Genomic DNA, 12,480 nt, shown 5'->3' with positions numbered 1-12,480 from the left:
CGTGCTCCGACTCGTCCTGAGCGACCTGCGGCAGAACGCCGGCATCTGGATCGGCGCACTCGTCGTCAGCGCAGCCACCGCGGCGGCTGCCGCCATCGCGGCCGGGATGCTCGAGACCGGCTTCGCGATCATCGGGTCAGGCGGACCGACGGACCTGCTCCGGGCCGGCGGCCTCACCACGCTCGCGTCGCTCGTCGTCGTGCTGACGATCGTCGCCGTCACCGCGGTCCTCGGCAGCGTCACCCGCCTGACGATCGACCTGCAGCGGCGGGGCTACGCGCTCTGGCAGCTGGTGGGGGTGCCGTCCCGCACGGTGACGGCGGTCGTCCGGCTGCAGCTCGCCGTCGTGGCGCTGGTCGGCAGCACGATCGGCTGCCTCGTCGTGGCGCCGTTCGTGCCGGCGTTCCTGCACTTCGGGCTGTCGGAGTCCGACGGCCTCCGGGACCTCGACGAACGGTTCGGTCCGACCAGCGCCGTCGCGGTCGTGCTCGCCGTGACGGTCGTGGTCGTCCTGAGCAGTCTCCGGCCGTCGCGCCGAGCCGGTCTCGTCCGCCCGATCGAGGTCCTGCGGGAGCCCGATTCCGTCCGCACCCGGACGACCTGGACCCGCTGGGCGGCGGGTGCCGTCGCACTGCTGCTCGCCGGGCTCCTGACCAGTTCGATCGTCGACGCCGGCGTCCGGACCGGTGGGCAGGTGCTGCTGATCGGGCCGCTCCTGACGGCGGCCTGCACCGCGATCGGCCCGGTGGTGTTCCCGGCCACCCTCCGGGCCTGGACTGCGGTGGTGCCCGCGCACCGATCGGCATCGTGGTTCCTCGCACGCAACGCCGCCGCGTTCTCCGTCGACCGGAGCAGCGCCACGGTCAGCGCGCTCGTCATCACGATCGCCCTGCCCGGCAGCCTCTTCGCCGGCTTCGACACCCTGGGCGACGCCGTGCACCGGACCACGGGGTCGTCGTCGGGTGGTGGACTCGACGTGCAGAGCGTCCTGCTCATGCTCGGCGGGCCGCTGCTCGTGTCGCTCTTCGGCGCGGCCGCCACCGTCCTGATGGCCGGGCGCACCCGCGAGCAGGAGGCCGCACTGGTCGAGGCCGCCGGCGGGTCCCGCGCCACCGTGCTCGCCCGCGCAGCCTGGGAGTCCGTCATCCTCGTCGGCACCGCGGTCCTCGTCGCCGCCGTGGTCCTCGTGCTGACCGCCTGCGGACAAGCCGTCGCGCTCGCGGTCACCGTCCCCGGCACGCAGCCCCACCTGGGTCTGCAGGCCGCCCTGCCGGCCGCCCTCGTGAGCCTCGTGCTCATGGTGACCGCCGGCACGATCCCCCTCGTCACCGGACGCCGACGCAGCATCCCGCTCGTCCTCGCCGCCGACTGACCCCGAACCAGGAAGACCCCTCTTGCGCATCCTCTTCTCCGGCGTGCCCGCACTCGGACACCTCCTGCCCCTCGTCCCGCTCGCCCGTGCCGCGCAGGCGGCCGGCCACGACGTCGCCCTGCTCACCAGTGGTGGGATGCGCGAGCCCATGGCGACCGAACTGCCCACGGTGCCGGTCCTGGCGGCCGGACCCATGCCTCCAGACCTGTTCGCCGAAGTGGCCCGCCGCATCCCCGGCAGCGACCCCGCGAACCGGCCCGAACCCGCGGCCGTCGCGGAGTTCTTCGCCGGCACCCGCGTCGACCTGACAGTCGACGACGCCGTGCGCGCAGCGCGCGGGTGGGCACCCGACGTGGTCGTCGCGGACGCCGTCGACCTGGTCGGGCCGCTCGTCGCCGCGGAACTCGGCGTGCCGTACGCGATCGTCGCCTTCGGCCCCGAGGTCCCCGAGGAGTTCCGCCGCCCGATGGCCGAGCTCGTCCTCCCCCGCTACGCCGAGCGAGGAGTGGTGCCGACCCCGCCCATCGCCCTGCTCGACCCGACGCCGGTGTCGCTGCAGGCACCCGGGTGGACGCAGCCGCCCGTCACGATCCCGTTCCGCTCCGAACCGCACAGCCGACCGGACGCCACCGCCGCCGAGCAGCCGCTCGCACCGGTCTCGGCGCGCGGAGGACGACCGCGGGTGCTCGTCACCCTCGGCACGGTCTTCGGCGACGCCGCGCTGCTGACGGCGATCCTCGACGGGTTCCAGCCCGACGAGGCCGACCTGGTGGCGACCGTCGGGGTCATCGGCGAGCGCCTCGACGACAGCGAGCACGTGCGCTTCGTGCCGTTCCGCCCGATGCGCGAGCTGCTCGAGGGCGTGGACCTGGTCGTCGCAGCGGCCGGTGCCGGCACGGTGCTCGCCGCGGCCAGCGTGGGCGTGCCGATGGTGCTGCTCCCGCAGGGCGCGGACCAGTTCATCAACGCTGCCCGTGCCGCCGAGGCCGGTGTCGCGGTGGTGGTCGACGAGCCGTCGGCGGTCGGCCCGGCGGTGCACCGGATGCTCGCGGAGCGCAGTCACTTCGCCGCGGCACGGCGACTGGGCGAGGAGACCGCGCAGCGCCCGAGCGCGACGGACGCCGTCAGGGAGCTCGTCGAACGGGTCGAGCGCGTCGGGCGCATCGCCTGACGAGGCTGCTCGTCAGCGGTCGGTCGGCCCGGGTCCTGCGGGGTCCGGGTCGAACACCGTCTGGGTGAACCGCTGCGCGAGCGGGTCGTCCTGGTCCCCGAGCCGGATGCCGAGCAGCGTGTTGATGAGCATCCCCTTTGCCAGGAACGACTCCGCCGCGGACTCCGACAGCCCGGCCTCCTCGACCAGGAAGTGCAGGATCCGGGTGAAGCCGTCGCGGGCGACCGGTCCGACGACGGGGTCGGCACCGAGCATGTACGACTGCATCACGATGAGGTGCACGCCGTCCTCGGTCGCGAGCGCACGGTAGGCAGCGCCGAGGCGGGACGCGAGGGTGCCCGGCTGCCCTTCGTCGAGCGCCGCCCGGAACGCATCGAGCACGGCTTCGAGGCACCCGTCGACGACGGCGAGGAACAGGTTCTCCTTCGAGCCGAACATCCGGACGACGTACGGCTGGCTGATGCGCGCGGCCTGCGCGATGCGCTCCGTGGTCGCGCCGTGGTAGCCCTGCCGGGCGAATACGGCGGCCGCCGCGGTCAGTGTGGCCTCGCGTCGCTGGCTGCCGGCCATGCGCTCCGCACCCTTCGGGACCGGACCCCTTGCTGTCTCCATGCCGCGAGGGTATCATCCGATTCCATGAGTAATGAATCGATTACTAACAATGCCCAGAAGCCCACTGGCTTCCCTCCGGTGCGCCGGATCCTGCCCGTCCTCGTCACCCAGGTCCTGGTCGCGATGACCGTCGCCGGAGCGTTCGCCGGCCTGTACATCGGCCTGCAGAAGGCCCCGACGCCACACCACCTGCCCGTCGCCGTCGTCGGCACCCAGGTGGCCGACGCCGCCAGCGACGCACTCGGCGACCGCGCCGACGTGCGCACCGCCGACACCCCCTCCGACGCACGCGACCTCGTCCGGTCCCGCGATGCGGTCGCAGCCCTCGTCCCCGGCAGCGACGGCTGGACCCTGTACACGGCGGGGGCCGAGGGACGGAGCGCGACGACCGCCGCGACCACGATGCTCTCCGGGGTCGCGGCCGGTGCAGGTGCCCCCGTCACCCGCACACAGGACGTCGTCCCGCTCGCGACGAACGACGCCCAGGGCATCGCGGGGTTCTACCTGGTCTTCGGCACGACCCTGGCGGCGTTCATCCTGGCGCAGGTCATGAACTCACTCGGCACCCTCGCGCGCCTCCGCACCCGGATCATCGTCACGGTGGTGGGGAGCATCGCCGCAGCCGCGGTGGTCGCCGTCATCGCCGGGCCGATCGACGGCGCCGTCCCCGCAGCGACGGGCGCCGTGATCGTGGTGCTCTCGCTCCTCGCCGTCGCCGTCTCGCTGTCCACGATGGCGATCACCTCGATCGTCGGACCGATGGGCGTGATCGTCTCGACGCTCCTCTTCACCACCCTCGGCAACGCGACGAGCGGCGCGACGATCAGCACCCACCTGTTGCCGCCCGTGCTCGCCACCGTCGGACAGGCCCTCCCGCCGGGTGCCGCGTTCGGCGCCGTCACGGGGTTCAGCTACTTCGACGGGGCCGGCACGACGGGTCCGCTCCTCACGTTGGGTGCGTGGATCGTCGCCGCAGCCGTGGCCCTGGCGGTGGCGCACCGGGTGCGGATCGGCGCCGCACGGCGACGGGACGTCGCGTCGATCGCCGCACCGGTGCCGCCGGCCGCCGTCGTGGCGTGAGCGATGCGGTCACCGCGAGTGGCTGACGGACTGGAGGCCCGGTGCCAGCTCGCACCGGGCCTCCAGTCCGCCTGTCGGCACGGCCGATTCGTTGCCGGATCGAGACACCGGTCCGGCCCGTCGTACGGCATGGTTGAGCCACCGATGGCAGGCAGGACGGAGCGCACGGTGGAACGAGTGGTGGGGTGGGCCACGGTCGCGGTGGTCGTCACCGTGACGGTGTCGATGTTGCTGGTGGTCCAGACGACCACCTGTCTCGACGCCGTCCCCGGAGCGGGCACGAGCTCCTGCACGACCGAGCCGATGATCGGAGTCGCCGGCACGTGGGTCGTGGCTGTCACCGGCGCGGTCGTGCTCGCGGTCTGCGTGTGGCAGATCGTCCGGGCGGTCCGGTCTGGCCGGGTGCCGGTCGACTGATGCCGCTCCAGGAATGTGCGGCGGAACAGCCGTGCGAGGATTCGTCAACCGCACTCTCGAGGGGAACAACCGCCGTGACCACAGCCCGCACACTCCACTGGGTCAGCACCGTGCTCCTCGCCGTGGGGTTCCTCGGCGTCGGCGCCCTGATGTACGACGCGTCCTACGGCCCGGAGGGCGGCGGCGCCAACATCGGCCTGGGCCTCGCCCTCATCCCGTGCCTCGGATCAGGCGTCGTCGGGCTCGCACTGGGAGCCGCAGCCTTGGTCGCCACGTGGTGGGGCACCCGGGCCGAGCGCTCGCGGACTGCGGTCCGGTGACACAGATGTCCGCCCCGTCCGCTGCGCGTCCCTGGACACTGATCGCCGTCGTCGTCCTGGTGGGCTGGGCGATCGTGACGGCACTGCTGTTCCCGGTCACGGGGATGGACGAGCACGAGGGGCCCGGCGACCAGGTCTGGCGGACCTCGTCGAGCGCGCTCGGCGTGCCGCTCTCGCCGGAGTGGGACGTCCTCGTCTGGCTCGCCGCGCTCGCGCTGGTGCCGGTCGTCGTCGGGCTCGCGTTCCTGCTCCGCCGCCGACGACCGCACACCGCGCCCGTCAGTCCGTCGCCGGGTGGCCCTGTCCGCTGAGGTGTGCGCGGAGCACGTCACGGACACTCGTCCACGACTGCACGCCGTAGCGGTCGTTGTCGACGTGGTGCAACTGCGCCTGCCCGCTGAACATGCTCACGAAGTACTGCATCCCCTGCCACGCCGGGAACGTCTCGTCGGGGTCCTTCGACAGGCGCCTGCCGACGGCGCTCATCGCGGACAGGGTGCCGGTGGTGCCGGCCCACTGCAGCCGGAAGCGCTCCCCCGTCAGCTCGCTCATGGTGCGTGCGACGTCGCGTGCGGTGACCTGGTCGCCCGCCATCTCGATCACCCGCGGAGCGTCGTCGTCCAGTGCGGCGAGAGCCGTGACCCTCGCGACGTCGTCCTTCGTGGTGAAGTCGAGCACCTGGTCCGCCGACGACCAGAACAGGACGAGCCGACGGCCGAACAGGATCATCGGGGCTTCGCCGGTCAGCAGGTCAGTGAACATGCCGGTCAGGATCGAGGTCGCCTGCACCGGGGCCGCGTCGAGGTCGGCGGCGAACTCGCGCCGCAGCTCGAAGTTGCGGTTGGTTCCGGGTGCGATCCGCCGGTAGTCGGCCGAGTAGTCGGACGGGACGAACCGCCGGACGCCCGCCGCCACGGTCGCCGCGAGCAGCGCGCGCTGGGCGTCGACGATCACCGGACGGGTCCCGCTGACGGCGGAGACCACGACGTCGGCCCCGCTCACGGCCCGGGTCAGGGCGTCGTGGTCGCCGTACTCGGCGGCGACGACGTCGACACGGGCGTCGTCGCCGAAGCGTTCTGCGGCGGTCCTGCTGCCGGGCCGGGTGAGGACCCGGACCCGCACGTCGTGCTGGGTGAGCTCGCGGACGATGCGGTGCCCGAGGTCGCCGGTGGCACCGGCGACGAGGATGGTGGTGGTCATGGGCGGGGCCTCACTGCAGTGGCGGTCGACGTGGTCGTCGCGGTGCGCCGTCGGGATCGCTCCGGGACGGCGAGGGGGTGTTGGAACGTGGGGTCTGCCTGGTCCGGTCCGGCGGTGCCGAGCCCGGCGGTGAGCGCGACGCGGGCCAGCAGCCGGCGCAGCGTCGCCTGTTCGTCGTCGTCGAGGTGCCGCATGAGCACGCCCTCGGCGCCGCGCAGGGCGGACCGCGTCCGGGCGAGCAGGGCACGGCCGGCGTCGGTGGGGTGGACCTGCCGCACCCGCCGGTCGGTCGGGGCGGGGCGGCGCTCGACGAACCCGCCCGCCTCGAGCGCGTCGACGATGTAGGTCATCTGGGTCTTGTCGATCCCGAGGCGCTGCGCGAGCCCGAGTTGCGACGACGGCTCCTCGGTGGTGATCGCGACGAGCACCTGGTAACCACGGGGACCGCCCGGCACGTCGGCGACCGCCTCGCTGCCCAGCCGTGTGAAGCCCTGGAGCGCCAGCGGCAGCGCCCACCCGAGTTCGGATTCGATGCCCTCGGCACCCCAGTCGATCTCGGGGAGTGCATCGGTCGGCGTCGGACTGTCCATACCGGAGACCGTACCGGAACAAGATCGTCTTGTGCAAAGATCATCTGCGATCAAGACGGAAAGCCGTCGCGACGCCGAGCACCCGAGGACCCCATGTCGGACACCGCAGCCATCACCCCGTTCGCCCTCGACGTCCCCCAGGCGGAACTCGACGACCTGCGCCGCCGTCTCCTGACCACCCGCTGGCCCGATGCCGAGACCGTCGAGGACACCTCGCAGGGACCCCGACTCGAGAAGGTCCGCGCCCTCGTCGAACACTGGACGACGGAGTACGACTGGCGCCGGACCGAGGCGCTGCTGAACGGCTGGGGCCAGCACACGACCCACATCGACGGGCTCGAGGTCCACTTCCTGCACGTCCGGTCCGCCGTCCCCGGCGCCCGCCCGCTCCTGCTCACCCACGGCTGGCCCGGTTCCGTCCTGGAGTTCCGCCACGCGATCGGTCCACTCACCGACCCGGTGGCGCACGGCGGCGACGCGGCGGACGCGTTCCACGTCGTGATCCCGAGCCTGCCCGGGTTCGGCTTCTCCGGGAAGCCGACGACGACCGGGTGGAACACCGCCCGGACCGCGAAGGCCTGGTCGGTGCTGATGTCCCGGCTCGGGTACACGGACTGGTTCGCCCAGGGCGGTGACCTCGGCGCCACCGTCACCGCGGAGCTCGCGGCACTGCAGGCCGCCGGGGACATCGGGCTTGCCGGGATCCACCTCAACATGGCGCTGTTCATGCCGACGGACGACGAAGCCCGGAACGCCTCCCCCGACGAGCAGGTCATGCTGCAGGAGAGCGGCCACTACTGGCAGGAGCTGTCGGCCTACTCGCAGCAGATGTCGACCCGCCCGCAGACCATCGGGTACTCGTTGGCGGACTCCCCCGTCGGGCTGGCGTCGTGGATCTACGCGATGTTCCAGGACGTCGGCGGCTCCCACGACGAACACGGCGATGCCGAACGGCTCTTCCCGCTCGACGAGATCATCGACGACGTGATGCTGTACTGGCTGCCGAACACCGCCGCGTCCGCGGCGCGCATCTACTGGGAGGCGACCCGGGCCGGCTGGGCCACTCCCGGGACCGTCGAGGAACCACTGACCCTGCCCGTCGGCCTGAGCATCATGCCCGGCGAGTACGTCCGCCGGTCGCGCCGCTGGGCAGCGCGCCGGTACACCGACCTGGTGTTCTTCAACGAGGTCGCGCGCGGCGGGCACTTCGCGATGCTCGAAGAGCCGGAGCTGCTCGTCGACGACGTCCGTGCGACGTTCCGGAACCTGCACTGAGGCGCTGAACGCACACCGGGGCGGACGGGAGGCCCGGTGCCAGCTGGCACCGGGCCTCCCGTCCGCACCCGGTGCCGTCCACCCCTTGTGGCCGACAAGTAGATACCGCTACTCTCCGATAGTGCGAATATCTGAACTTGCCCGAGCGGCCTCGACGCCGGTCACCGCCGTCAAGTACTACCAACGCGAAGGCCTGCTGCCGCCCGGCGAGAAGTCGGCTCCGAACCAGACCGCCTACGACGACCGGCACGTCGAACGGGTCCGGCTCGTGCGGGCCCTCCTGGAGACCGGCGGGCTCTCGGTCGCCGTGACGAAGCAGGTCCTGGCCGTGCTCGACGCCGAGACCGCACCGCTGGCCGAGGTCTTCGCCGTCGCCCAGTACGCGATGACCACCCCGCGCTCCCCCGAGCCCGAGGCGACCCCGGAGGCCCGTACCCGGATCGAGGAACGGGTGTCGGCCGCCGGCTGGTGCGCGACGCCGGACAACCCGGGACTCGAGACCGCGGCTCGGGCGCTCGACGGGCTGCGCACCATCGGGTTCGACGCCCCGGACGACTACCTCGACGCCTACGTGTCGGCAGCGGCGAGCGCGGCACGGGCCGACGTCGCCGCGCTGCAGGACCGCGACGGCCGGACCGCGATGGCGGAGCTGATGGTGATCGGGACAGTCCTCGGCGATCCGCTCTTCGCAGGACTCCGGCGCCTGGCGCAGCAGGACGCCACCCACGACCTGTTCCCCGTCGCCGAGACGGACGAGGCCGGCGCATGACCGCTCCGCTGCACGTCGTCCTGGGCGGCAACGGTGTCGTCGGGCGCGAGACGCTCCGAGCCCTCCGCGAGCACGACGTCGCCGCCGTGTCCGTCGGCCGGCGCCTTTCGACACCAGCAACGGCAGGCAACAACGCGAGCGAGAGCGCCGACGCCCGCACCGACCACGTCATCGCCGACCTGCTCGACCCCACCGCAGTCCGCCGCGCACTGCACGGCGCCGACGTCGCGTACCTCGTCGCCGGGCTGCCGTACTCGTCGGGGGTCTGGGCCGACCAGTGGCCGCGGATCGTCGACAACACCGTCGAGGCAGCCCTGGCCGAGGGCACCCACCTGGTCTACCTCGACAACGTCTACGCCTACGGCCGCGTGTCCGGGCCGATGACCGAGGACACCCCGATCAACCCATCCGGCCGGAAGGGTGCGGTGCGCGCGGCCTCCCTCGAACAGCTGCGGACCGCGGCCGACCGCGGACTGGCCGTCACCATCGGGCGGAGCGCCGACTTCACCGGCCCCGGGGCGACGACGAGCGTGTTCAACGGATTCGTCGTCGATCGGATCGCCGCCGGCAAGCGGCCGACCTGGCTGCTCGACGCCGACCAGCCGCACTCCCTCACCGCCACGACCGACATCGGCGACGCGCTCGTGACCCTCGGCACCGACGGCCGTGCGACGGGCCGGACCTGGCACCTGCCGACCGCCCCGGCGCTGACGGGGCGGCAGTACGTCGAGCTCGCCGGGGTACCCGCCGCTCGCACAGCCGTGATGTCGTCGGCCACGCTGCGCTTCGGTGCGCTGTTCAACACGTCCGCCCGCGAGACGCTCGAGCTGCGGTACCAGTACACCGACCCCTACGTCTTCGACTCGTCGGCGTTCGAGCAGACCTTCGGCGTGCACCCGACCCCCACCGCCGACGTCGTGGCCGCCGCCCTGCTGCACGCCCGGAGCGTGACCCGGTGATCGCCGCCGTCCGCCGAGCGGTGGCGTGGCACCCGGCGCTCATGGCCGTCGCCGGCCTGATGGTCGTGTCCACCGCGGTCTGCCTCGTCGGACTCGTCGTGGATCCCCGGACCATCCTCGGAGCACCGGCGTGGATGAAGCCCCTGAAGTTCTCGCTGTCGATCCTGCTCTACGCCGTCACGTGGGCGTGGCTCATCGCCCACCTGCCGAAGTGGCGGACGCTGGCTCGCCGACTCGGCACCGTGGTCGCCGTGGCCCTGGTGGCGGAACAGGTGCTCATCGCGTGGGCCGCCGCCACCGGCACGACGAGTCACTTCAACGTGTCGAACAGCGTGCACGTGGTGGTGTGGGCGGTGATGGCGGTGGCGATCACGACGCTCTACCTCTGCACCTTCGTCACCTCGATCGCTCTGTTCTTCCTGCGCCTGCCCACCCCGGCACTGACGGTTGCCGTCCGCGCCGGTGCCGTCATCGCGCTCCTCGGCATCGGGGTCGCGTTCCTGATGACCGGCCCGACCCCCACCCAGCTCACCGCGCCCGACGGGATCGTCGGCGCCCACACGGTGGGGATCGCGGACGGTGGACCCGGGGTGCCGCTGCTCGGGTGGAGCACCGTCGGCGGCGACTACCGGGTCGCCCACTTCGTCGGCATGCACGCCCTGCAGGTGCTCCCGCTCGTGGCGCTCCTGATCGCCGCCGCCGGTCGACGCCTGCCGTGGCTGGCGCACCCGACCACGCAGGTGCGGATCGTCGTCGTCGTCGCGGTCGCGTGGGCGGCGGGCACCGTGCTCCTCACCGTGCAGGCCGCGATCGGACAGTCGGTGGTCCACCCCGCCGGCACCGTGGGCACGGTGGCGTGGTCACTCGTCGTGCTCGCCGCAGCCGCGAGCGCGGCCGTCCTGCTCCGTGCCCGCCTGCTCCGTGCCCGCACCGCTCCGGCGGCGCGACTGCGCTGACGGATCAGCGGACTCGGAGCCCTCGGGAGATCAGGTCGGCGGCAGCACGGGCTTCCGTCGCCCACCCGGGGCGATCGATTCCAGCCCCGATGCCGTGCAGCAGCATGAGCACCGTCCCGGGGGCGACGTCGGACCGGATGGTCCCGTCAGCGGCCGCGCGCGCCAGCAGCTCGGCGAGCGTCCGCTCCAGGTCTCCCCCGCCCTCGGCCTGCGTGGTGGCGTCGACCACGGCGGCGAGGGTGCGCGCGAGCCCCGCGTGGTCGACCACGTACTCCACGAACCCGTGCAGGAAGTCGTCGAGGCTCTCAGCGGCGGGTCGCGTCGAGTCACGAGCACGGCGGCAGAGGACGTCGACCTCACCCCGGTAGACCGCAGCCGCCAGCGCTTCGCGTGTCGGGAAGTGTCGGTACAGGGTGCCGACGCCGACTCCCGCGCGTCCGGCGAAGTCGTCGAACCGGAGCTGCTCGTCACGCTCGAACGCCGTCCGGGCAGCGGCCACGATCGCGTCGCGGTTCCGGCGGGCGTCGGCGCGCATCGGCTTCTCGGCAGGCAGGGGTTCCTCGACCGGCACGGGCGCTCCTTGACAAGTGGAAACAATCTCCATATCTTCCAAGTGGAGATCGTCTCCAGACTAGCGGACAGGTGCCTGATGCGGATCCTCATGCTCGGCCGGGGCGTCATCGCCACGATCTACGGCCAGGCCCTCCAGCACTCCGGGCACCAGGTCGACCACCTGGTGCGGCCCGGGCGCGCTGCCGAGTACGGCGACACCGTGCAGACCGACGTCATCGACGGCCGCCGCGGACCACTGGGTCGGCGGACTCGATCGGGATCGCCGACGCGGCTGGTCGAGTCGATCGACACGGACGACGCGTACGACCTCGTCGTCCTCAGCGTCGGTCACCACCGACTGCAGGAGGCCGTGGCCACCCTGGCACCGCACATCGGCGACGCCACCGTACTGGTCCTCGGCAACGTGTGGGACGAACCCCTCGCCGCGGTCGCACCGCTCGCCGCGGACCGGGTACTGTTCGGGTTCCCGGGAGCCGGCGGCGGGTTCGACGCCGACGGGGTCCTGCACGGCGCCGTCCTCCGGTCGATCCGGCTCGGGACGACCGGCGCGACTCCGGACCGACGGGAGCTGGTGCGGTCGGTGTTCCAGCGGGTGGGCTTCACCGTGCAGGACGAGGACGACATCCGCGGCTGGCTGTGGCTGCACTTCGTGCTCGACGCCGGCATGTTCTCCGCGGCGCTGCGCAGCGGCGGCATGGCGACGATGGTCGGGGACCGGCACGCGCTCCGCGACGCGTTCCTGACCGGCCGCGAGCTCCTCCCGGTCCTGGAGGCGCGGGGCGTCGACCTCTCCCGACACCGCCCCTCGACACTGCCCATCCGGCTGCCGGGGACGACGGCGACACTCGTCGCCGCGGCCACGGCACTGGTGCCGATCGCCCGCGCGAGCCTCGCGGCACACGACGACCCCTCCGCCGCCGAACCCCGGGCGGTCCTCGCGGACGTCCGCCGCACCGCCGGCGCGCTCGGCATCCCGACCCCGCGCCTCGACCGGACGGCGCCACGCGTCTGACGACAGGTGCGGGCCATGGACGCGACGACCCACGGACTGGAGGCACGGTGCCAGCTGGCACCGTGCCTCCAGGCCGTCACGGCGAGCGTTCCGGACCCGCCCGTTACGCTGTCCCCGTGTCAGAGCCGCGCCGCAGTCCGGGGAACCAAGCTTCACTGCGTGAAGCCAACCGGG

General features: G+C 72.8%; 15 protein-coding genes. 11 read left to right on the top strand and 4 right to left on the bottom strand.

The genetic code is table 11. From position 1 onward, the window contains the following. The first annotated feature begins 1 nt into the window (after nucleotide 1). Both DEI96_RS06425 and DEI96_RS06420 read left to right on the top strand, forming a co-directional pair. Nucleotides 2-1,372 carry an FtsX-like permease family protein gene (locus tag DEI96_RS06425; protein ID WP_111024499.1) on the top strand — a complete coding sequence of 457 codons (1,371 nt, stop codon included), beginning with the start codon at nucleotides 2-4 and terminating at the stop codon, nucleotides 1,370-1,372. A gap of 22 nt (nucleotides 1,373-1,394) precedes the next feature. After that, a complete protein-coding gene (locus DEI96_RS06420) occupies nucleotides 1,395-2,543 on the top strand; it encodes a glycosyltransferase (RefSeq protein ID WP_111024498.1) in 1,149 nt (382 codons plus the stop codon). A 12-nt stretch (nucleotides 2,544-2,555) separates the two neighbouring features. Here DEI96_RS06420 and DEI96_RS06415 read toward each other — a convergent pair whose 3' ends face one another. Continuing rightward, nucleotides 2,556-3,155 carry a TetR/AcrR family transcriptional regulator gene (locus DEI96_RS06415; protein WP_111024497.1) on the bottom strand — a complete coding sequence of 200 codons (600 nt, stop codon included), beginning with the start codon at nucleotides 3,153-3,155 and terminating at the stop codon, nucleotides 2,556-2,558. A gap of 24 nt (nucleotides 3,156-3,179) precedes the next feature. On the opposite strand from DEI96_RS06415, the gene DEI96_RS06410 reads away from it, so the two are divergent. The 4 genes from DEI96_RS06410 (at nucleotide 3,180) to DEI96_RS06395 (ending at nucleotide 5,283) form a co-directional block, all read left to right on the top strand. Next, nucleotides 3,180-4,235: a hypothetical protein gene (locus DEI96_RS06410; RefSeq protein WP_146246951.1), complete on the top strand. Its 1,056-nt coding sequence runs from the start codon at nucleotides 3,180-3,182 to the stop codon at nucleotides 4,233-4,235. 168 nt (nucleotides 4,236-4,403) lie between these two features. After that, the gene (locus tag DEI96_RS06405) at nucleotides 4,404-4,652 is read left to right on the top strand and encodes a hypothetical protein (RefSeq protein ID WP_284183645.1); all 249 of its coding nucleotides are present in this window, start codon (nucleotides 4,404-4,406) and stop codon (nucleotides 4,650-4,652) included. A 74-nt stretch (nucleotides 4,653-4,726) separates the two neighbouring features. Then, the gene (locus DEI96_RS06400; RefSeq protein ID WP_111024494.1) at nucleotides 4,727-4,972 is read left to right on the top strand and encodes a hypothetical protein; all 246 of its coding nucleotides are present in this window, start codon (nucleotides 4,727-4,729) and stop codon (nucleotides 4,970-4,972) included. A 5-nt stretch (nucleotides 4,973-4,977) separates the two neighbouring features. Next, nucleotides 4,978-5,283 (top strand): hypothetical protein, encoded by a 306-nt coding sequence (locus DEI96_RS06395; RefSeq protein ID WP_111024493.1) that lies wholly within the window; start codon nucleotides 4,978-4,980, stop codon nucleotides 5,281-5,283. On the opposite strand, the gene DEI96_RS06390 is transcribed toward DEI96_RS06395, so the two are convergent. After that, entirely contained in the window at nucleotides 5,252-6,172 is a 921-nt protein-coding gene (locus DEI96_RS06390) for an NmrA family NAD(P)-binding protein (protein ID WP_111024492.1), read from the bottom strand. The genes DEI96_RS06395 and DEI96_RS06390 overlap by 32 nt on opposite strands. Continuing rightward, nucleotides 6,169-6,762, bottom strand: a complete 594-nt coding sequence (locus tag DEI96_RS06385; protein ID WP_111024491.1) for a MarR family winged helix-turn-helix transcriptional regulator — start codon at nucleotides 6,760-6,762, stop codon at nucleotides 6,169-6,171. Before DEI96_RS06385 ends, DEI96_RS06390 begins: the two co-directional genes overlap by 4 nt. 93 nt (nucleotides 6,763-6,855) lie before the next feature. Between DEI96_RS06385 and DEI96_RS06380 the strand changes: the two genes are divergently transcribed. From DEI96_RS06380 to DEI96_RS06365, 4 genes are all read left to right on the top strand, one after another. After that, nucleotides 6,856-8,037 carry an epoxide hydrolase family protein gene (locus DEI96_RS06380; RefSeq protein ID WP_111024490.1) on the top strand — a complete coding sequence of 394 codons (1,182 nt, stop codon included), beginning with the start codon at nucleotides 6,856-6,858 and terminating at the stop codon, nucleotides 8,035-8,037. 121 nt (nucleotides 8,038-8,158) lie between these two features. Beyond that, nucleotides 8,159-8,806 (top strand): MerR family transcriptional regulator, encoded by a 648-nt coding sequence (locus DEI96_RS06375; protein ID WP_111024489.1) that lies wholly within the window; start codon nucleotides 8,159-8,161, stop codon nucleotides 8,804-8,806. Next, the gene (locus DEI96_RS06370; RefSeq protein WP_111024488.1) at nucleotides 8,803-9,765 is read left to right on the top strand and encodes an NAD-dependent epimerase/dehydratase family protein; all 963 of its coding nucleotides are present in this window, start codon (nucleotides 8,803-8,805) and stop codon (nucleotides 9,763-9,765) included. The genes DEI96_RS06375 and DEI96_RS06370 overlap by 4 nt, the downstream gene beginning before the upstream one ends. Further along, entirely contained in the window at nucleotides 9,762-10,721 is a 960-nt protein-coding gene (locus DEI96_RS06365; RefSeq protein ID WP_258372943.1) for a hypothetical protein, read from the top strand. The genes DEI96_RS06370 and DEI96_RS06365 overlap by 4 nt, the downstream gene beginning before the upstream one ends. Before the next feature lie 4 nt (nucleotides 10,722-10,725). Here the strand turns inward: DEI96_RS06365 and DEI96_RS06360 are convergent, their stop codons facing one another. Then, on the bottom strand, nucleotides 10,726-11,292 hold the full coding sequence (locus DEI96_RS06360) for a TetR/AcrR family transcriptional regulator (RefSeq protein WP_111024487.1): 567 nt from the start codon (nucleotides 11,290-11,292) through the stop codon (nucleotides 10,726-10,728). Between the two features lie 78 nt (nucleotides 11,293-11,370). On the opposite strand from DEI96_RS06360, the gene DEI96_RS06355 reads away from it, so the two are divergent. Further along, nucleotides 11,371-12,306 carry a ketopantoate reductase family protein gene (locus DEI96_RS06355; RefSeq protein WP_111024486.1) on the top strand — a complete coding sequence of 312 codons (936 nt, stop codon included), beginning with the start codon at nucleotides 11,371-11,373 and terminating at the stop codon, nucleotides 12,304-12,306. Nucleotides 12,307-12,480 lie beyond the last annotated feature (174 nt).

This window comes from Curtobacterium sp. MCLR17_031 (assembly GCF_003234775.2).
Taxonomy (GTDB): domain Bacteria; phylum Actinomycetota; class Actinomycetes; order Actinomycetales; family Microbacteriaceae; genus Curtobacterium; species Curtobacterium flaccumfaciens.
The sequence above is the reverse complement of the archived record's forward strand: the minus strand, read 5'-3'. Positions and strand labels throughout refer to the sequence as shown.